The sequence below is a fragment of the Cellulosimicrobium protaetiae genome, from assembly GCF_009708005.2.
Classification (GTDB): Bacteria; Actinomycetota; Actinomycetes; order Actinomycetales; family Cellulomonadaceae; genus Cellulosimicrobium; species Cellulosimicrobium protaetiae.
In genome coordinates this window covers 4,016,239-4,037,305 of record NZ_CP052757.1, presented here as the reverse complement: position 1 = coordinate 4,037,305, position 21,067 = coordinate 4,016,239, and the positions used below count along the sequence as shown (strand labels likewise).

Below are 21,067 nucleotides of genomic sequence, written 5' to 3'. Positions count from 1 at the left end.
AGCAGGGACGGGACCGCAGCGGTGCGGGACCGCCCCACGACACGAGAGATGTGGACCGACATGAGCAAGCCCTACGCGGACCGCGAGATCTGGTTCCTCACCGGGAGCCAGGACCTGTACGGAGAGGAGACGCTGCGGCAGGTCGCCGAGCAGTCCCAGGAGGTCGCGCGCGCCCTCGACGCGTCCCCCGACGTCCCGGCGAACGTGGTCTGGAAGCCCGTCCTCAAGGACGCCGTCTCGATCCGGCGCGCGATGCTCGACGCGAACGCGGACGACCGCGTGCTGGGCGTCGTGACGTGGATGCACACGTTCAGCCCCGCGAAGATGTGGATCGGAGGCCTCGACCAGCTCCGCAAGCCGCTGCTGCACCTGCACACGCAGGCGAACGTCGAGCTGCCGTGGGACACGATCGACTTCGACTTCATGAACCTCAACCAGGCCGCGCACGGCGACCGTGAGTACGCGTACGTCGCGACGCGCCTGGGCGTCGCGCGCACGACCGTCGTCGGGCACGTGTCGAACCCGGCCGTCACGGCGCGCGTCGGCTCGTGGGTGCGCGGCGCCGCCGGCTGGGCGGCGACGCACGAGCTGCGCCTGGCCCGCTTCGGCGACAACATGCGCAACGTCGCGGTGACCGAGGGCGACAAGACCGAGGCCGAGCTGCGCTTCGGTGTGAGCGTGAACACGTGGGGCGTGAACGACCTCGTGCGCGCGGTCGAGGAGGTCTCCGAGGCGGACGTCGACGCGCTCGTCGCGGAGTACGAGGACCTCTACGACGTGGTCCCCGAGCTGCGCAAGGACGGCGACCGGCACGCGTCGCTGCGGTACGCCGCACGCCAGGAGATCGCGCTCGAGACGTTCCTCGAGTCGGTGGGCGCCAAGGCGTTCACGACGAACTTCGAGGACCTCGGCGACCTGCGCCAGCTCCCCGGCATCGCGGTCCAGCGCCTCATGGCCAAGGGCTACGGCTTCGGCGCCGAGGGCGACTGGAAGACCGCCGTCCTCGTGCGCGCCGCGAAGGTCATGGGCGAGGGCCTCCCGGGCGGTGCCTCGCTCATGGAGGACTACACCTACGACCTCACGCCGGGCAGCGAGAAGATCCTCGGCGCGCACATGCTCGAGATCTGCCCGTCGCTCACGACGTCGAAGCCCCGGGTCGAGATCCACCCGCTCGGGATCGGCGGCAAGGAGGACCCCGTCCGCATGGTGTTCGACGCCGACCCGGGCGTCGGCGTCGTCGTGTCCCTCGCGGACATGCGCGACCGGTTCCGCCTCACGGCCAACGTGGTCGACGTCGTCGCGCCCTCGGCCCCCCTGCCGCACCTGCCGGTCGCGCGGGCGGTGTGGGAGCCGCGCCCCGACTTCGCGACGTCCGCCGAGGCGTGGCTCACCGCGGGCGGCGCGCACCACACGGTGCTCTCCACCGCGGCCGGCATCGACGCGTTCGAGGTGTTCGCCGACATCGCGCGCACCGAGCTGCTGGTCATCGACGAGAGCACGACGCGCCGGGGCTTCCGCGACCAGGTGCGGTGGAACCAGGTGTTCTACCGCGTCGCGCAGGGCCTCTGACGCGCTCGGGGGAGCCGTCTGCGCAGGTCCGGGCGTGGCTTCGCGGCCGTGACCGAACCGTGACGGGTGGCGGCTTCCCCTCCGCGCGTGTGAGCGCTAACATCGTCTCTCAGGAGGGTGTGAGCGATCACATTCGCAGGTCTGGGGCTCGGCGCTTCGGCAGGCTCCGCGCGGACGGCACGTCGCAGTGTCGGGCGGCAACCACAACGGTTACCGAACGGTTATGCGGAAAGCCGGGTCGGGGCTTGCGGGAGGGGTGCTGACACCGCTAGACATTGACACAAGCAAACATGTATCAACAAGAGTCAACAGCCCGATGGTGGGCTGGCACGACCCGACGACCCTCGGCACGGCGCCGAGGTCGCATCTCAAGGAGGAGAGCATGTTCAGCACGACCAAGGCGCGCACGCGTCTGACGGGTGTCCTCGCCGGCGTGGCGGTCCTCGCGCTCGCGGCGTGCAGCAGCGGGGGCGGCAGCACGGACGAGAGCGGCAACGACGAGGGCGGAGAGGCGGGCGGTGGCGACGCGATCGTCGTCGGCTTCTCGCAGGTCGGCGCCGAGTCCGGCTGGCGCGCGGCCAACACCAAGTCCATCCAGGACACGCTCACGGCCGAGAACGGCTTCGACCTCAAGTTCTCCGACGCGCAGCAGAAGCAGGAGAACCAGATCCAGGCGATCCGCTCCTACATCGCGCAGGGCGTCGACGTCATCGCGTTCTCCCCGGTCGTCGAGTCCGGCTGGGACGCGGTGCTCGAGGAGGCCAAGCAGGCCGACATCCCCGTGATCCTCACGGACCGCGCGGTCGACTCCGAGGACGACACCCTCTACGAGTCGTTCATCGGCTCCGACTTCGTCCTCGAGGGCGAGATGGCCGGCGAGTGGGTCTCCGAGAACGTCGCCACCGAGCCGATCAACGTCGTCGAGCTCCAGGGCACCACGGGCGCCGCCCCCGCGATCGACCGCAAGACCGGTTTCGAGGACGCGACGAAGGACAACCCGAACGTCACGATCATCGACTCCCAGACGGGCAACTTCACGCGCGCCGAGGGCAAGACCGTCATGGAGGGCTTCCTCCAGGCGCACGACGACATCGACCTCGTCTACGCGCACAACGACGACATGGGCCTCGGCGCCATCGAGGCCATCGAGGCCGCGGGTCTCGTCCCGGGCGAGGACATCAAGATCGTCACCGTCGACGCGGTCAAGGACGGCATGCAGGCGCTCGCCGACGGCAAGATCAACTTCATCGTCGAGTGCAACCCGCTCCTCGGCCCGGACCTGGCGGACATCATCAAGAAGGTCGTCGCGGGCGAAGAGGTCGAGAAGCGCATCGTCGTGAAGGACGAGTCCTTCACGCAGGAGCAGGCCATCGAGGCGCTCCCGACGCGCGAGTACTGAGAAGCGTCGGCGAGCACCGAGCGGACCGCTCGGAGCGATCCGAGACCTGCTCGGCACCGCCCCGGCGGGGCCGGTCGACGCCGACCGGCCCCGCCACCACGGACGGGTCGCGCGCCGGGAGAGCACGTCTCCCCGGCGCGCGGCCGACGCACCACCGCCGGCATGCCGACGTCGCCGGCGTCCTCAGGCGCCCCGGGGCCCGGCAGCCCCGCCGCCACCGCTGCACGGAAGGTCACCCATGACTACCGCCGTCCCCGACGGTCGGCCCGTCGTCGAGATGACCGGGATCTCGATCGAGTTCCCGGGCGTCAAGGCGCTCGACGGAGTCGACCTCACGCTCCGGCCCGGAGAGGTCCACGCCCTCATGGGCGAGAACGGCGCCGGCAAGTCGACGCTCATCAAGGCGCTCACCGGCGTCTACTCGATCGACTCAGGTCGCATCGTGGTCGACGGCGCCGAGCACACGTTCTCGGGCCCGGGCGAGGCCCAGGCCGCCGGCGTCTCGCCGGTGTACCAGGAGGTCAACCTCTGCGAGAACCTCTCGGTCGCCGAGAACATCATGCTCGGCCACGAGCCGCGCCGCCTCGGCGCGATCGACTGGCGCGCGACGCGTCGCCGCGCCGGCGAGATGCTCGCCCGCCTCAACCTCGACATCGACCCGGCCTCGTCCCTCGCGGCCCACTCGCTCGCCGTGCAGCAGCTCGTCGCGATCTGCCGCGCGCTCGTCGTCGAGTGCAAGGTGCTCATCCTCGACGAGCCGACCTCGAGCCTCGACGCGGACGAGGTCGCCCAGCTCTTCGCCGTCGTACGGCGGCTGCGCGACGAGGGCGTCGCGATCCTCTTCGTCTCGCACTTCCTCGAGCAGGTCTACGACATCTCGGACCGCATGACGGTCCTGCGCAACGGCAGGCTCGTCGGTGAGTACGTCACCGCCGAGCTCCCGCGTCTCGAGCTCGTCTCCAAGATGATCGGCACCTCGCTCGAGGTCCTCGAGGAGCTGGAGGAGGCGCCCAAGCGCTCGGTCGCCGACCGCGACGGGACGACCCCGTTCGTCCAGGCCCTCGGCGTCGGCCGCAAGGGCTCGGTGCAGCCGTTCGACCTCGACGTGTACCCGGGCGAGGTCGTCGGGCTCGCCGGCCTGCTCGGCTCCGGACGCACCGAGCTCGCGCGCCTGCTCGCGGGAGCGGACCGCGCGGACAGCGGCCAGGTGCGCGTCGGAGGTGCGCCCGCGCGCCTGCGCACGCCGCGCAGCGCGATGCAGCACAAGATCGCGTTCTCCTCGGAGCACCGCAAGGCCGAGGGCATCGTGGGCGACCTGACGATCCGCGAGAACATCGTGCTCGGGCTCCAGGCGGAGCGCGGCTGGGCACGACGACTGCCGAGGAAGCAGGTCGACGAGATCGTCGAGACGTACATCAAGGCGCTCGCGATCCGCCCCGGCAACCCGGACGCCCTCATCAAGAACCTCTCGGGCGGCAACCAGCAGAAGGTGCTCCTCGCGCGCTGGCTCGCGACGGCACCCAAGCTGCTCATCCTCGACGAGCCGACGCGCGGCATCGACGTCGGCGCCAAGGCCGAGATCCAGAAGCTCGTCGCCCAGCTCGCGGGCGAGGGCATGTCGGTCGTGTTCATCTCGGCCGAGCTCGAGGAGGTGCTGCGGCTCAGCCACCGCATCGCCGTCATGCGCGACCGCGTCAAGGTCGCCGAGATCACCAACGACGAGGACGTCACGGTCGAGGACGTCGTCGAGCTCATCGCGAGCGGAGGGCAGGAGTCATGAGCACCACGGCACCCGCCTGGCAGCGCGCCGTCCAGCACCGGCTCTTCTGGCCGATCGTCGCGCTGGTCGTGCTGCTGGCGGTCAACACGGTCAACCGGCCGAGCTTCCTGTCGATCCGGATCCAGGACGGGCACCTGTTCGGCTCGCTCGTCAACCTGCTGAAGAACGGCGCGCCGCTGCTGCTCGTCGCGCTCGGCATGACGCTCGTCATCGCGACGCGGGGCATCGACCTGTCGGTCGGTGCGGTCGTCGCGATCTCCGGCGCCGTGGCCCTGAGCTTCATCGCGTCGTCGCCCTCGCCGGACAGCCTGACGACCGTGCTGGTCGCCGCGGGCATCGCGCTCGCGCTGTCCTTCGTCCTCGGCGTGTGGAACGGCTTCCTGGTCTCGGTCCTCGGGATCCAGCCCATCATCGCGACGCTCGTGCTCATGACCGCGGGGCGCGGCGTCGCGATGCTCATCACGGGCGGCCAGATCACGACGGTCAACAGCGCGCCGTTCAAGGCGATCGGCTCCGGCTTCTGGCTCGGGATCCCGGTCGCGGTCGTGCTCGCGGGCCTCGTCTTCGCGGCGGTCGCGCTGCTCACGCGCCGCACCGCGCTCGGCATGCTCATCGAGTCGGTCGGCATCAACCCCGAGGCGAGCCGCCTCGCGGGCGTCAAGGCGCGCAGCATCATCTGGACCGTGTACGCGGTGTGCGCGCTGTTCGCGGGTCTGGCAGGCCTCATGATCTCGTCGAGCACCATGGCTGCCGACGCGAACAACGCGGGCCTCTTCATCGAGCTCGACGCGATCCTCGCCGTCGTCATCGGCGGCACGTCGCTCGCGGGCGGGAAGTTCTCGCTCTCGGGCACGCTCGTCGGCGTCCTCATCATCCAGACGCTCACGCTCACGGTGACCATGCTCGGCATCTCGCCGTCCGTCACGCCCCTGTTCAAGGCGATCGTCGTCATCGCGGTCTGCCTCGCGCAGTCCCCGAAGGTGCGCGACCTGATCGCCGCCCGACGACGTCGCGCGGCCCCGACGGCCGCCGCGGCCGCGGAGGTGAGCGCCTGATGTCCGCCGTGCAGACCCCTGCCCCGACCTCGCCCCCCGATCCCCGGGGTGCCTCGTCCGCCGCTCCCGGAGGCCCGTCCATGACCGAGCGACTCACGAGCCGTGTCCGCCTCGACCGGCGCTACCTCCCGGTCCTGGGCACGTTCGCGGTGCTCGCGCTCATGCTCGTGGTGGGCGGCAGCAGGTACGAGAACTTCCTCTCGGCCCGCGTCATCTCGAACCTGTTCATCAACAACTCGTTCCTCATCGTGCTCGCGGTCGGGATGACCTTCGTCATCCTCACGGGAGGCATCGACCTGTCGGTCGGCGCGGTCGTGGCGCTCTCCGGCATCACGACGGCGTCCCTGCTCCAGAGCGGATGGCCCGTCGCCGTCGTGCTCGTCGTCTCCGTCCTGATCGGGACGGTCCTCGGCCTCGCGGTCGGGTTGATGGTGCACGTCTTCGACATCCAACCGTTCATCGCGACGCTCGCCGCGATGTTCCTCGCGCGCGGCCTGTGCTACGTGATCTCGCTCCAGTCGATCCCGATCACGGACGAGTCGTTCGTGGCTCTCGCGGGCTGGAGCCAGGAGTTCGGCGACGGGTGGCGCGTCACGACGGCGGTCCTCATCGCCCTCGTCGTCGTCGCGATCGCGTTCTACGTGCTGCACTACACGCAGTTCGGCCGCACCGTGTACGCGATCGGTGGCGGCGAGCAGTCGGCGATGCTCATGGGCCTGCCCGTCGCGCGCACCAAGGTGCTCGTGTACGTGGTGAGCGGCACGTGCGCCGGCATCGGTGGCCTGCTGTTCGCGATGTTCTCGCGGTCCGGCTACTCGCTCACGGGCGTGGGCATGGAGCTGGACGCGATCGCCGCGGTCGTCATCGGCGGCACGCTGCTCACGGGCGGGACGGGCTTCGTGCTCGGGTCCGTGCTCGGCGTCCTCGTGCTCGGCCTCATCCAGACGATCATCACCTTCGAGGGCACGCTGAGCTCGTGGTGGACCAAGATCGTCATCGGCGTGCTGCTCCTGGTCTTCGTGATCCTGCAGCGCGTGCTGGTCGTCAGGCGGAGGTGAGCCGCCGGTGCCCGGCCCGGTCTGCGCGGCGTCCTCGCGACGCCGTGGCAGGCCGGGCCCGGCACCGCGGACGTCTGCCCGGGCGCCTCGCCCGAGATCACCGGAGCTGGACGGGGGCCGGCACCCCTGGGTCGGCCGGGCGCTCGCCGGGCCGACGGTGTGTCACGACATGACCCTTGTCGGATGTGAGCGTTCACACTAGGCTCGGCCATGATCCTGTTAACGCTCACACGCAACGGTGCGTGTCTCTCGACGAAGAGAGGAAGCCCATGGATACGTCCCTTCACCCGCCACGGCCCCGAACGGCCGGCCGCCGACGCGCGGTCGCGCTGGCGCTCGTGTCCGGCCTGGTCGGCACGGTCGCGCTCGCGACGTCGGTGCCCGCCTCCGCCGCGGAGCCCGACCTGCCCGATGGCGCCCGGGTCGACGCGTTCGACGGGGCCGCGCTCGACGCGGACTGGACCGTCGTCAACCCCGTGCCCGAGGCGCTCGCGGTCTCCGGCGGCGCGCTGCGCCTCACGTCGCAGCCGGGCGACACGTACCAGGACGCGAACAGCGCCAAGAACGTCGTCCTGCTCGACGTGCCGGCCGGCGACTTCACGGTCGTGACGCACCTCGAGGCGCCCGTCGCCACGGTGTACCAGGGCGCGGGGCTCATCGCGTGGCAGGACATGGACAACTACGTCCGGTCCGGCCTGACGTTCGTGGGCAGCCTCTCGCCGTCCGGCCGGGCGATCGAGAACGACGTGGAGAGCGGTGGCGTCTTCTCCGCCGCGAGCTTCACCGACCGTCCGGCGTCGACCGGCGAGACGCTGCGCATGCAGCGCACGGGCGACGTCATCGCGACCTCCTACTGGGACGGCACCGCCTGGCAGCCCGCGGGCTCCGTGACCGTCGACTTCCCGACCACGCAGGTCGGCCTCTACGCGCTCGCCGCGCAGAACGGCGCGTCGCACACCGCGGCGTTCGACTACGTCGCGCTCCAGACCGCCGAGGGCGCGGACCAGGTGCCCGACGGCGCGTTCACGCTCACGGGCCCGGGCGACGCCCGGTACCTCGTGGCGACCGACGACGGCCTCGCCCTCGACGACGAGCGCCCGGCGACGACGGTCGCGCTCGACGCGACCGCGGTCGACGGCGCCGAGGGCACGTCCCCGGTGACGCTCGCCGTCGACGACCGGCCCGTCGTGGTCTCGGGCGCGTCCCGGCTCTCCCTCGGGGCCGCGGGCGAGGACGCCACGGCGCTGCGGCTCACCGACGCCGGCGGCGGCAAGGTCTGGCTGCGCAGCGCGGCCGACCCCGAGCAGTACGCCGGCGTGCGCGCGTCCGACGGCGCGCTCGTCCTCGGCCCGCGCGACGCGGCCACGAAGCTCACGATCACGCCCGCCACCAGCGCCGACCACGAGATCACGGTGGACCTCGCCGGCGAGCGCACCGAGATGAGCGACGAGCTCTACGGCATCTTCTACGAGGACATCAACTACGCGGCCGACGGCGGCCTGTACGCCGAGCTCGTGCGCAACCGGTCGTTCGAGTTCACCAACCAGGACAACGGGTCGTTCAACGGCCTCACCGCGTGGAGCGCGGCGAACCGGGGCGGCGCGACGGCCACGACGCAGGTCGTGAACGACGCCGGGCGGCTCAACGCGACGAACCGCACCTACCTCAACCTCACGACGACCGCCGCCGGTGCCGGGGTGCGCAACGCCGGGTACAACACGGGCCTGTTCGTCGAGGAGGGGGAGTCGTACGACTTCTCCGTCTGGGCACGGTCGGCGACGGCGCAGTCGGTCACGGTGCGCGTCGAGGACAACGCCGGGACCACGGCCTACGCGACCGGACAGGTGGCCGTCGACGGCTCGAACGCGTGGAAGAAGTACGACGTCACGCTCACCGCGACCGGTACGACGAACGCCGGGCGCCTCGCGCTGTTCTCGGGCGCCGCGGGCACGCTCGCGCTCGACCAGGTGTCGCTCTTCCCGCAGGACACGTGGGTCGGCCCGGTCAACGGGACGTCCGTCCTCCGCAAGGACCTCGCCGAGAAGATCGATGCGCTCGACCCGCAGTTCCTGCGCTTCCCCGGCGGCTGCGTGACGAACGTCGGCACGTTCCGCACCTACGAGGAGTCGAACTTCACCGACCGTCGCCGCACGTACCAGTGGAAGGAGACGATCGGCCCGGTCGAGGAGCGCGCGACCAACTGGAACTTCTGGGGCTACAACCAGTCGTACGGCATCGGGTACCTCGAGTACTTCCTCTTCGCCGAGGACCTCGGCGCGACGCCGCTGCCCGTGGTGTCGGTCGGAGCCAACGGCTGCGGCAGCACCATCCCCGAGATGAAGGACCCCGCGCAGATCCAGTGGTGGGTGGACGACACGGTCGACCTCATCGAGTTCGCCAACGGCGACGTGACGACCGAGTGGGGCGCCGTGCGCGCCGGGCTCGGGCACCCCGAGCCGTTCGGCCTGAAGTACATCGGCCTCGGCAACGAGGAGAACACCAAGACGTTCGAGGCCAACTTCCCGGCGTTCCGCGACGCGATCGCGGCCGCCTACCCGGACATCCAGATCATCTCGAACTCCGGTCCGGACGACACGGGCCAGCGCTTCGACGAGCTCTGGGAGTTCAACCGCGAGCAGGACGTCGACCTCGTCGACGAGCACTACTACAACGACCCGCAGTGGTTCCTCGAGAACGACGAGCGCTACGACTCCTACGACCGCGAGGGGCCGCACGTGTTCCTCGGCGAGTACGCGTCGCGCGGCAACACGTTCGCCAACGCGCTGTCGGAGGCCGCGTTCATGACCGGCCTGGAGCGCAACTCCGACGTCGTGCGGCTCGCGTCGTACGCGCCGCTGCTCGCGAACGAGTCGTACGTCCAGTGGTCGCCCGACGCGATCTGGTTCGACAACGACGAGTCGTGGGGCTCGGTGAACTACTACGTCCAGCAGCTGTTCTCGGCGAACGCGGGGGACGAGGTCGTGCCCAGCACGCACTCCGGCCCGGCGCCGGCCGACGCGACGCTCGACGGGGGCGTCTTCCTCTCGACGTGGAACACGGCCGCGCAGTACGACAACGTGCGCGTGACCGACAACGCGAGCGGCGACGTGCTCTTCTCGGACGACTTCGAGTCCGGTGCGTCGCAGTGGGAGCCCCAGACCGGGACGTGGGCCGCGCAGGACGGCGCCTACGTGCAGTCGGCGACGAACGTCACCGACGCCCGGTCGATCGTGGCCGGCGCGTACGCGAAGGACTGGTCGAGCTACACGCTCGAGCTCGACGCGCGCAAGACGTCCGGCGCCGAGGGCTTCCTCGTCGGCTTCGCCGCCGGCGGCCCGAACGACTACTACTGGTGGAACCTCGGCGGGTGGAACAACACCCGCCAGGCGCTCCAGCGCGCGTCGGGCGGGAGCGCCAACGAGGTGAAGGCGGTCGAGAACCACAGCATCGAGGCCGGCCAGCCGTACCACGTCAAGGTCGTCGTCGAGGGCTCGACCATCGAGCTCTACCTCGACGGCGAGCTCCAGATGTCCTACGAGCAGCCGTCGACCAAGTCGCTCTACCAGGTCGTCACGCGCGACGACGACACGGGCGACGTCGTCGTCAAGGTCGTCAACCCTACCGCGACCGCGGCGCGCACGCAGGTGCACGTCGAGGGTGCTGAGGGCATCGCGTCCGAGGCGACGGTCACGGAGATGGTGGGCGCGCCGTCGGACACCAACACCAAGGCCGACCCCGAGCGGGTCGTCCCGGTCGAGCGGACGCTGACGGGCGTGGGGGAGGAGTTCTCCTACGAGTTCCCCGCGCACTCGATCACGTTCGTCCGGCTGCACGCGTCCGACGCGGCACCCGAGCTCGACCTCGCGGTCGAGGCCTCGCCGCGCTGCCTCGCGGGCAAGGCGTACGTCGCCGTGCGCGCGACGAACGGCGAGGACGTCCCGGTCTCGGTGACGCTCGCGACGCCGTTCGGGCAGAAGGCGTTCGCGGAGGTGGCGCCGGGCAAGAACGCGTACCAGTCGTTCGCGGCACGCGCGACGTCGGCCCCGGCGGCCGTCGCGACGGTGACGGGCACGGCGACGCTCGACGGCGAGCAGGTCACCTCGACCGTCGACGTCGCCTACGACGCGCTCGACTGCGGCTGAACGATGCCGAGGTAGAACCGCAGGTCGCGAGGTAGAAGCCCCCGGGCTCTACCTCGCGACCGCGGGATCTCCCTCGCGAGAGCCTGCTTCCCTCGTGGCCGGTCCGGCGGGCCACGAGGGCGCGGCCCGCGCGTCGTGCGCGGGCCGCCTCGCACGACCGCGCGACGACGTCGTCGCGCGACGAGCTGCACGACACGGCACGTCCTGACGCCCGGGCGACGGCGCCCGCGCGCGACCTTGAGGAGCAACGATGCACCCCCGACCGACCGACGGCGCCCGCCGTCGACCCGGCGGCGCGACCCGGCTGGCCGCCGTGGCGGCCGCCGCCGCGCTCGCCCTGACCACCTGGGCGCCGTCCGCCGTCGCGGCCGACGCCCTGCCCGACCCGGTCCTCGACCTCGGGTTCGAGGGCGACGTCAGTGACGCCGGCCCGCTCGACGACCCGGTGACGTTGAAGGGCCACAACGGGACCGCGCCCACGGGCTACTCGTACGTCGAGGGCGTCGACGCCGGGGGGCAGGCGCTTCGCCTCGCCGGGAGCACGTACCTCGACCTCGGGTCGTCGGCCGCGCTGCAGCCCGAGGACCTCACGCTCTCGTTCTGGGTGGAGCCCAGCGGGAAGCTGTCCGGCGAGCACGTCATCACCTGGAACAAGCGGGCCTACAACTCCGACGGCTGGTACCTCTCGTCCGAGTCGGACACGGTGCCGCTCGCGCTGTCGGTGGGCCCGGCGTCGGGCCAGCCGTACAAGGTGCGGGTCGCGAGCTCCGACCGCGCGGCGTTCTTCCCCGCGGACGAGTGGACGCACGTCGTCGTCACGTACGACCGCGCGACGAAGGACGTCGCGTTCTACCGCAACGGCGAGAAGGTCCCGTCCACGGTGGCCAACGCGGTCGCCGGCGACGCGACGGGCGTGCTCGGCTCCGACCCGGCCCTGCCCAAGACGATCGGGTTCAACGGTCCGCAGTACAACGGCGCCTACCTCAAGGCCGCCCTCGACGACTACCGCCTGTACGACGCCGTCGCGGACCTGGGCGACGTGGTCGGGCTCTACGAGGAGAGCGGGCGCACGGTGGACCGCGACGCGATCGCCCAGGACGACGCCGACGCGCTGTCGCTGCCCGAGCGCGCGACCGTCGCGCTCGTGCTGCCGACGACGGGATCGCGCGGCTCGACCGTGACGTGGCGGTCGTCGCATCCCGAGGTCGTCGCGACCGACGGGACCGTGGTTCGGCCGGCGATCGGGGAGGACGACGCGCACGTCACGCTCACGGCGACGGTGCGGTACCTCGACGGGGAGCCGGTGACGCGCGACCTCGAGGTCGTCGTGCCCGCCCTCGTCGACGAGACGCCGCTCGAGGAGACCGCGCTGCCGTCCGTGCTGCTCTCCGACGACTTCCTCCAGAACGCCGCGGCGAAGGAGCACGAGTACCTGCTGAGCCTCGACTCCGAGACGTTCCTCTACGAGTTCTACAAGGTCGGCGGGCTCACCCCGACCACCTCCGCCGGGTACGGCGGCTGGGAGCGCAGCAACGCCGTGAACTTCCGCGGGCACGCGTTCGGGCACTACCTCTCGGCGCTCGCGATGTCCTGGTCCTCGACGCCGGACGAGGCGACGAAGGACGCGCTGTTCACCGAGATCGAGGAGGGCGTCGGAGGGCTCGCCCGCGTGCAGGACGCGTACGCCGCCGCGCACCCCGGCTCGGCCGGATACGTCTCCGCGTTCCGCGAGTCGATCCTCGACCAGGTGCAGGGCACCGGGACGTCGGACGAGAACGTCATCGTGCCCTGGTACAACCTGCACAAGGTGCTCGCCGGGCTGCTCGACGTCGCCGAGTACGTCGACGGCCCCGTCGGGGACCAGGCGCTCGCCGTCGCGACCGACTTCGGGCTCTACGTGCAGGGGCGCGTGGCGAAGCTGCCGAGCACCGACGTCATGCTGCGCACCGAGTACGGCGGCATGAACGAGGCGCTGTACGAGCTGTTCGACCTCACGGGCGACGTGCGCATCAAGGAGGCCGCCGAGGCGTTCGACGAGGTCGCGTTCTTCCGCCAGCTCGCCGCGGGCCAGGACGTGCTGCCAGGCAAGCACGCCAACACGCAGATCCCCAAGCTGCTCGGGGCGCTCAAGCGCTACCGGGTGTTCACGCAGAACCCGGAGTACTACGCGCTGCTCACGCCGGCGGAGAAGGAGGAGCTGCCGATGTACCTCGCGGCGGCGGAGAACTTCTTCGACATCGTCGTGCGCGACCACACGTACGTCACCGGTGCGAACAGCCAGGCGGAGCACTTCCACGCGCCCGGGTCGCTGCACGAGCGCGCCGACGAGCAGGGCACCGCGCGCAACGCCGAGACGGCAGAGACGTGCAACGAGTACAACATGCTCAAGCTCGCGCGCGAGCTGTTCAAGCTCAGCAAGGACGTGCGGTACGCGGACTACTACGAGAACGCGTTCATCAACACGATCCTCGCGTCGCAGAACCCGGAGACCGGGACGACGACGTACTTCAACCCCATGGCGTCGGGCTACCACCGCGTCTACAACCTGCCGTTCACCGAGTTCTGGTGCTGCACCGGCACGGGCATGGAGAACTTCTCCAAGCTCGGCGACTCGATGTACTTCACCGGCCAGGGCTCGGTGTGGGTCAACCTGTTCTTCTCCTCGACGGTCGAGCACGGCGAGCAGAACCTGCGGCTCACGCAGGAGGCGAACCTGCCGAACGAGGACACCGTGACCTTCCGCGTCGACGCGCTCGACGGCGGGGCGGTCGCGCAGGACGCGACGCTGCGCCTGCGCGTGCCGTCGTGGATCGCGGGCGAGCCCGCGGTCGAGGTGAACGGCGCCGCCGTCGAGCCGGTCGTGTCGCGCGGGTACGTCGTGCTGCCCGTCGCCGCGGGCGACGTCGTCCGGTACACGATGCCGATGGCGGCGTCCGTCGTCGACACCCCGGACAACCCGTACTTCGTGGCCTTCCGGTACGGGCCGGTCGTCCTCTCCGCGAACCTCGGCGAGGTCCCCGAGCCGGCGTGGCAGGGCACGGGCATCCTCGTCCGCTCCGCCACGCGCGACGCCGACGCGCAGACGACCATCACGGCGGCGAACATGGGCGCCGACGAGTGGAAGGAGCGCATCGCCGAGAACCTCGTGCGGGTCGAGGACGACGCCGAGGGCCGGGTGCAGCTCGAGCTGCGGAACACCGCCGACGGCGGCGACCTCGTCTTCACGCCCCACCACACCAACTGGGACGTGACGTACGGGCTGTACCTCCACCTCGACGAGCCGGACTCGGCCGCGTCGCAGGAGCGCATCCTGCGCGCCAAGCAGGAGCTGCGCGACGCCGACCGCACCGTCGACAGCCTCACGAGCTTCGACAACAACAACTTCGAGAACGCGAAGAACCTCAAGCAGAGCGGGTCGTCGGTCGGGACGTTCTCCGGCCGTCAGTTCCGCCACGCGAACGGCACGGGCTGGTTCAGCTACGACCTCATGGTCGACCCGGCGTCGGCCTCGAACCACCTGGGCGTCACCCTCTACTCGGGCGACCAGGGCCGCGTGTTCGACGTGTACGTCAACGACGAGAGGCTGAAGACGATCACCACGGTCGCGAACGCGCCGACCAAGGACGAGCAGGGGTTCTACGTCGACACGACGCAGCTCCCGGCGAAGTACCTCGAGATCGGCGACGGCACGCGCTGGAAGGTCGACAGCGCGGGCGAGTACGTGCTCGACGAGGACGGCGCGCGCATCCCCGTGGTCACCGTGCGCTTCCAGGCGACGGGCGGCTGGGCCGGAGGCGTGTTCGGCGTCCGGGTCGACCGCGCGGCGTCGTACGACGCGACGCCCGGGCTCGCGGCGCTCGCGTTCGACACGGGCGCGCTCGCACCCGCGTTCAACCCGGCCGTCACCGACTACACGCTCACCGTGTCCGCGGGCACGACGAGCGTCGTGCTCGACGCCGACCCCCACGTGCCGAGCGGTCTCGTGCGCGTCGACGGCGTGCTGGTCGACGACACGCAGGATCGCGTCGTGCCGCTCCCGGCGGACGGGTCGGGGCGGACCGTGGAGGTCGTCGGCGTCGCGCAGGACCACGAGACGGCCACGACCTACCGGGTCGAGATCGTGCCGGGGACGACGGCCGTCGTCCCGCTCGACGTCGAGGTCTCGTCGCGCTGCCTCGCCGGCAAGGCCTACGTGGCGGTCCGGGCGACGAACACGGGCGTCACCCCCGTGGACGTCACCCTGACGACGCCGTACGGGGAGAGGTCGTCCACTGCCGTCGCCCCGGGCGCGAACGCGTACCAGTCGTTCGCGTCGCGCGCGACGACGGTCCCCGCCGGCACCGCGACGGTCTCCGCGACGGCGGTGCTCGACGGCGACCACGCCACCACCACCTACGACGTCGACATCGAGCCGCGCACCTGCGGCTGAGCGACCCGCGCGCCGCACGGGCGTCCTCGCGGTCGGTCCGACGGGCCGCGGGGACGCCGCACGGCAGCGACGCGGTGTCCGTCGATATCGGTACCGACATCGATATCCCCCAGATGAAGCCCACGACGGCAGGACCTCGACGAGGAGGAAGAACATGAGCAGACATCGGAGACGACGAGCCGCGGCGGCGGTCGTGGCGGGTGTGCTGGCGCTCGGGGCGAGCCTGCCCGCGGCGCACGCCACCGCGACGGCCGACGGCGAGCCCCCGACGGCGAGCGCCCTCACCGGCCTCACCACGACCGACCGCGGCGACGGGACGTACGACGTCCCGCTCCTGCGCAGCGACGTCCCGGACATCAGCGTCACGCGCGTCCCCGCGGCCGAGAACGACGAGGGCCGCGACCTCTACTACATGATCAGCACGACGATGCACCTCGCCCCGGGTGCGCCGATCATGAAGTCGTACGACCTCGTGAGCTGGGAGATCGTCGGCTACGTCTACGACCGGCTCGGCGTCGGCGACGTGTCGTCGCTGCGCAACGGGAAGAACGGCTACGGCAACGGGCAGTGGGCGTCCTCGCTGCGCTACCGCGACGGCACGTTCTACGTGGTGTTCAACACCAACGACCTCGGGGGGTCGTACCTCTTCCGCACGGACGACGTCGAGCACGGCGCGTGGGAGCGCACGGCGCTCGGCCGGGGGTTCCACGACCCGTCGCTGTTCTTCGACGAGGCCGACGGGGGGACGCCCTACATCTTCTACGGCTCGGGCGCGACGAGCGCCGTCCGGCTGAACGACGACCTCACCGCGATCGAGGCGGACTTCCCGAACATCTTCCGCGCCGTGGACTACGCGGGCGAGCCGTTCGTCGGCGGGCTGTTCGAGGGCGCGCAGGTGCACTACATCGACGGCGAGTACTACGTCGCGATCATCACCTGGCCCAGCGGCCAGAACCGGCAGGAGGTGCTGTTCCGCTCCCCGCACCTGCTGGGTCGCTACGAGACCGCCGACGGGTCGAACCCGTACGAGGCGCGCAGCGCGCTGAACTCCGACGGCTTCGCCCAGGGCGGGCTGGTCGAGGTGCCCGACGGCGCGGGCGGCTACGCGTGGTGGGGGATGTTCTTCCGCGACACCTACCCGCTCGGCCGCATCCCCGCGCTCATCCCCGCGACGTGGGAGGACGGCTGGCCCACGTTCGGCGACGACGGCGCCGTCCGCGTCGGCGACACGTTCGCCAAGCCGATCGTGCTGGACCCGGCGACCGAGCGCCGGGAGCGGCTGAAGAGCATCGTCGCCTCCGACGACTTCGCGAACGACGCCGAGCACCGCGCGTTCAGCGACACCGTCTGGGAGGTCCCCGAGGCGCCGACGTACGACGAGTCGCTGCTCGGCGTCGAGATCGTCGCCAACCCCGGGTTCGAGGACGCCGGGACCGCGCCCTGGGCTGCGCAGTTCGGCGCGACGCTGTCGCGCGAGACGAGCGGCGCCGCGTCGGGCACGGGCGCGCTGCGCGTCGCGGGCCGGACGCTCAACGGCTCCGGGCCGAACCAGCAGCTCGGCGGGAAGATCCAGGCGGGCGCGACCTACGAGGTCTCGGCCCGGGTCCGCTACGCCTCCGGGCCCGCGCAGGTCCGCTTCAACCTCGTCGGGGACTGGGGCGCGGGCGTCACCACGCTCGCGTGGGCGAACGCCACGCCGGGGGAGTGGACGACCGTGCGGGGCACCTACACCGTCCCGCAGGACGCGGACGTCCGGACCTTCAAGCTCGCGGTCGAGACGCCGTGGGGCAACCCGCAGCCGCCGTCGTCGAGCGTCGAGTACCTGCTCGACGACGTCTCCGTGGTCGGCCGCGCGCCGGACGTCGAGACACCCACGCTCGAGGAGGTGTCGTACAACGGCTCGGACCTCGACCTCGCGTGGCAGTGGAACCACGCGCCGGACAACCGGTACTGGTCGCTCACCGAGCGCGAGGGCTGGCTGCGCCTGACCAACGGGCACGTCGTGACCGGCGAGGCGGAGTACACGAAGGCGCCCGGACGCGACCTCACGTATCTCGAGGAGGCGCGCAACACCCTCGGTCAGCGCACGTTCGGCCCGACGTCGTCGGCCCAGACGAGGCTCGACGTCTCCGGCATGCTCGACGGCGACGTCGCCGGCCTCGCCGTCTACGGGCGCAGCTTCGCGTACGCGGGCGTCCAGCAGGTCGACGGCGAGCGCACGCTCGGTCTGGTCACCCGGCTCCAGCCGTTCACCGACACGATCGACCGCGAGGCGGTCGAGTCGTTCGTCCCCGGGTCGCAGGTCCCGCTGGGCGAGCGGACGGACGTGCACCTCAAGGCGGACGCGGACTTCGCCTCGCCGAACGGCCAGCTCTGGGTGCAGTACTCGTACAGCCTCGACGGGCGGACCTGGCAGCCGCTCGGTGCACGTCAGGGGCCGCTCGTCATGGACTGGAGCCTCTCCCACTTCATGGGCTACCGGTTCGGCCTCTTCTCCTACGCCAAGGAGCGGACCGGCGGGCACGTGGACTTCGACCACTTCCTCCTCAGCGACGTGCTTGACGCCGACGGCGGCGCCGACCGCTCCGCGCTCGACGCCGTCGTCGCCGAGGCCGAGGGGCTCGAGCCGGCGGACTACACGGTCGAGTCGTGGTCCGCCGTCGCGAAGGGGCTCGCGTCGGCACGGGCCACGACCGCGCCGTCGACGCAGAACGAGGCGGACGCACCCGCGCGGGCGCTCGCGCTCGCCGTCGCGTCCCTCGTGCGGGCCGACGCCGCCGAGGTCGATTTCACGGTCGAGGCGAGCGTGCGCGCCCTGGCGGGGAAGGACTACGTCGCCGTGCGCGTGACGAACGCCGAGGACGTGCCCGTGGACGTCGTCGTCACCACGCCGTACGGCAGCCGGTCGTTCGCCGACGTCGAGCCGGGCCGCAACGCGTACCAGGCCTTCGCGAGCCGCCTCACGAGCGTCCCGGCGGGCGAGGTGACGGTCTCGGTCACCCGCTCGACCGACGGGTCGACCGCGACCCGCACGGTCGCGTACGGCGGCTGACCAAGCCGCCGGTCCCGGACGAGAGGAGGGCGCAGGACGACGGCGCGACCCCGCCGTCGGCACGACCGTCCGCGCGAGACGCGCGGACGCGCAGGACACCCACATCGATCGAGGAGGATCCATGGACACGCACCACCGCAGACGACGTCGCCTGCGCGGCGCCGTCGCCGGGGCCGCGCTCGCGACGCTGCTCTCCGCGTCGCTCGCCGCGCTGCCGTCGTACGCCGCGGACGAGGAGCTGGTCGTCAACGGCGGCTTCGAGGACGGCACGACCGGCTGGTTCGTCAACAACGGCAACGCGACCGACAAGGCCGTGCTGTCGACCACCGACCAGGCGTTCGCGGGCGCGGCCGCAGCCCTGACCACCGAGCGTGCGACGACCGGCTCCGGTCCGATGCAGGACCTCAGCGGCAAGGTCCGCGCGGGCGAGACGTACGAGCTCACCGCGAGGATCCGGTACGACGCCGCCGCGGCCCCGGCCACCAAGCAGTTCTTCGCCACGATGCACTACGGCGGCGGGTCGTACACCAACCTGGTGAGCGTCACCGCGACCAAGGGCCAGTGGGCGACGTTCGACGGCCGGTTCACGATCCCGGCCGACCAGAACGTCGGCACCGCGCGGCTGTTCTTCGAGACGCCGTGGACGAGCAACCCGTCCGCCGACCCGGCGACGCACCTCATGGACTTCGTGCTCGACGACGTCTCCGTCGTCGGCGCGGCCCCACCCGGACCGCCCTCGAAGACGATCGAGGTGCTCGGCAAGGTGCCCGGCGAGCACAACCCGCTCATCTCCCACAAGTTCGGGGCCGACGGGTTCGGGTTCGTCGAGGACGGTCGCGTGTACATGTACATGACGAACGACACCCAGGGCTACGCGCCCGACCCGGTGACGGGCGTCTCGCCGCAGATCAACTACGGCAGCATCAACCAGATCACGCTCATCTCGTCCGAGGACCTCGTGAACTGGACGGACCACGGCGAGATCCAGGTCGCGGGGCCGCAGGGCGTCGCGCCCTTCACGAACAACTCGTGGGCGCCGGGCATGGCGAAGAAGACGGTCGACGGCGTCGACAAGTACTTCCTCTACTACGCCAACGGCGGCGGGTCGTCGAACGTCATCACGGGCACCTCGCCGCTCGGACCGTGGACGAGCGAGCGCGACAGCACGCTCATCGACGGGCGCACCCCGGGCGCCGAGGCCGTGGCCTGGAAGTTCGACCCGGCGCCGCTCGTCACCGACGACGGCGCATACCTCTACTTCGGCGGCGGCCCGGCGTCGACGTCGATGCCCGCGGCGGAGCGGTTCAACAACCCGAAGAACATCCGCGTCATCGAGCTCGGCGACGACATGGTCTCGACGCAGGGGACCGCGGCCGTCGTGGACGCGCCCGTGGCGTTCGAGGCGGCGCAGGTCTTCGAGCGCGAGGGCAAGTACTACCTGTCGTACTCGTCGCACTTCGGCGGCAACGACTTCGGCGGCAACCAGGCCACGCTCCCGGGGTACCCGGGCGGCGGGCAGATCGGCTACATGATCTCCGACGACCCGATGTCGTTCCCCAAGGAAACCTACGCCGGCGTGATGTTCCCGAACCAGTCGCAGTTCTTCGGCGCGGGCACCGGCGGCAACAACCACCAGTCGGTGTTCGAGCTGGACGGCAAGTACTACTTCACGTACCACGCGCCCACGCTCAACAAGCGCATCAACGGCAGCACCACGCAGGGCTACCGCAGCCCGCACATCCAGGAGCTGACGTTCAACGCGGACGGCACGGTCCAGCAGGTCGTGGGCGACTACGCGGGCGTGGACCAGGTCAAGGACCTCGACCCGTTCCAGGTGCTCGAGGCCGAGACCTTCGCCTGGCAGCAGGGGCTCACCACGGCGAAGGTCGACGGCGGCTCGGCGCAGTTCGGCGCCCAGGCGCCGAACCTCGTCGTCCGCGACGTCGACGCCGGCGACTGGTCGGCGCTGTCGTCGGTCGACTTCGGCGACGGTGCCGCGAGCGTCACGGCGCGCGTCAAGCCGCTCGTCGACGGCGCGACCGTCGAGGTGCGCCTCGACGACCGCGAGGGTGCCGTCGTCGGGACGCTCGACCTCGACACCCCCGTCGGCGAGTGGGCGGACGTGACCGCCGCCCTCGAGGGCGTGAGCGGCGTCCACGACGTGTACTTCACGTTCGCCGGCCCCGCGGGCGTCGACCTCGTCGAGGTGGACACGTGGGAGTTCGCGGCCGACGCCGCCGGCCCGGTCGTCGAGCTCGACGTCACCGCGTCCGCACGCTGCCTCGCGGGCAAGGCCTACGTGGCGGTGCGTGCGACGAACCCGGGCGACGTCCCGGTCGACGTCACGCTCGCGACGCCGTTCGGGACGCGCGTCGTGAGCGACGTCGCGCCGGGTGCGAGCGCGTACCAGTCGTTCGCGGCCCGGTCCACGTCGCTCGCGGCCGGGGTCGCGACCGTCACCGGCACGGCGCCGGTCGACGGCGCCGACGTCAGCACGCCGTACGAGATCGCGTTCGACGCGCTCGCCTGCGGGGGCTGAGGGCGGACGGGCGCACGTCGCGCCCGGACGTCCCGTGAGCGGGT

Annotated in this window: 9 protein-coding genes; all 9 read left to right on the top strand. The window is 71.2% G+C overall.

The window, feature by feature from the left end; genetic code table 11:
* Window positions 1–60: 60 nt before the first annotated feature.
* The 9 genes from araA (at window position 61) to FIC82_RS17345 (ending at window position 21,023) form a co-directional block, all read left to right on the top strand.
* Window positions 61–1,569 (top strand): L-arabinose isomerase, encoded by a 1,509-nt coding sequence (gene araA, locus FIC82_RS17385; protein WP_154799325.1) that lies wholly within the window; start codon window positions 61–63, stop codon window positions 1,567–1,569.
* Between the two features lie 382 nt (window positions 1,570–1,951).
* A complete protein-coding gene (locus tag FIC82_RS17380; RefSeq protein WP_154799324.1) occupies window positions 1,952–2,968 on the top strand; it encodes an ABC transporter substrate-binding protein in 1,017 nt (338 codons plus the stop codon).
* Between the two features lie 238 nt (window positions 2,969–3,206).
* A complete protein-coding gene (locus tag FIC82_RS17375) occupies window positions 3,207–4,748 on the top strand; it encodes a sugar ABC transporter ATP-binding protein (RefSeq protein WP_154799323.1) in 1,542 nt (513 codons plus the stop codon).
* On the top strand, window positions 4,745–5,803 hold the full coding sequence (locus tag FIC82_RS17370; protein WP_154799322.1) for an ABC transporter permease: 1,059 nt from the start codon (window positions 4,745–4,747) through the stop codon (window positions 5,801–5,803). The genes FIC82_RS17375 and FIC82_RS17370 overlap by 4 nt, the downstream gene beginning before the upstream one ends.
* A gap of 80 nt (window positions 5,804–5,883) precedes the next feature.
* The gene (gene yjfF, locus FIC82_RS17365) at window positions 5,884–6,861 is read left to right on the top strand and encodes a galactofuranose ABC transporter, permease protein YjfF (protein ID WP_154799321.1); all 978 of its coding nucleotides are present in this window, start codon (window positions 5,884–5,886) and stop codon (window positions 6,859–6,861) included.
* Between the two features lie 269 nt (window positions 6,862–7,130).
* Window positions 7,131–11,003, top strand: a complete 3,873-nt coding sequence (locus FIC82_RS17360; protein WP_154799320.1) for an alpha-L-arabinofuranosidase C-terminal domain-containing protein — start codon at window positions 7,131–7,133, stop codon at window positions 11,001–11,003.
* 250 nt (window positions 11,004–11,253) lie between these two features.
* Entirely contained in the window at window positions 11,254–15,432 is a 4,179-nt protein-coding gene (locus FIC82_RS17355; protein WP_154799319.1) for a beta-L-arabinofuranosidase domain-containing protein, read from the top strand.
* Between the two features lie 154 nt (window positions 15,433–15,586).
* Window positions 15,587–18,484 (top strand): beta-xylosidase family glycoside hydrolase, encoded by a 2,898-nt coding sequence (locus tag FIC82_RS17350; RefSeq protein WP_154799318.1) that lies wholly within the window; start codon window positions 15,587–15,589, stop codon window positions 18,482–18,484.
* A 121-nt stretch (window positions 18,485–18,605) separates the two neighbouring features.
* Window positions 18,606–21,023 carry a family 43 glycosylhydrolase gene (locus tag FIC82_RS17345; RefSeq protein WP_154799317.1) on the top strand — a complete coding sequence of 806 codons (2,418 nt, stop codon included), beginning with the start codon at window positions 18,606–18,608 and terminating at the stop codon, window positions 21,021–21,023.
* Window positions 21,024–21,067: the final 44 nt, after the last annotated feature.

Bases quoted from the DNA above. Each gene is read 5' to 3' on its own strand.
- FIC82_RS17380 (WP_154799324.1), top strand. From the start codon at position 1,952: ATGTTCAGCACGACCAAGGCGCGCACGCGTCTGACGGGTGTCCTCGCC.
- FIC82_RS17375 (WP_154799323.1), top strand. From the start codon at position 3,207: ATGACTACCGCCGTCCCCGACGGTCGGCCCGTCGTCGAGATGACCGGG.
- FIC82_RS17360 (WP_154799320.1), top strand. From the start codon at position 7,131: ATGGATACGTCCCTTCACCCGCCACGGCCCCGAACGGCCGGCCGCCGA.
- FIC82_RS17355 (WP_154799319.1), top strand. From the start codon at position 11,254: ATGCACCCCCGACCGACCGACGGCGCCCGCCGTCGACCCGGCGGCGCG.
- yjfF (WP_154799321.1), top strand. From the start codon at position 5,884: ATGACCGAGCGACTCACGAGCCGTGTCCGCCTCGACCGGCGCTACCTC.
- FIC82_RS17350 (WP_154799318.1), top strand. From the start codon at position 15,587: ATGAGCAGACATCGGAGACGACGAGCCGCGGCGGCGGTCGTGGCGGGT.
- FIC82_RS17345 (WP_154799317.1), top strand. From the start codon at position 18,606: ATGGACACGCACCACCGCAGACGACGTCGCCTGCGCGGCGCCGTCGCC.
- araA (WP_154799325.1), top strand. From the start codon at position 61: ATGAGCAAGCCCTACGCGGACCGCGAGATCTGGTTCCTCACCGGGAGC.
- FIC82_RS17370 (WP_154799322.1), top strand. From the start codon at position 4,745: ATGAGCACCACGGCACCCGCCTGGCAGCGCGCCGTCCAGCACCGGCTC.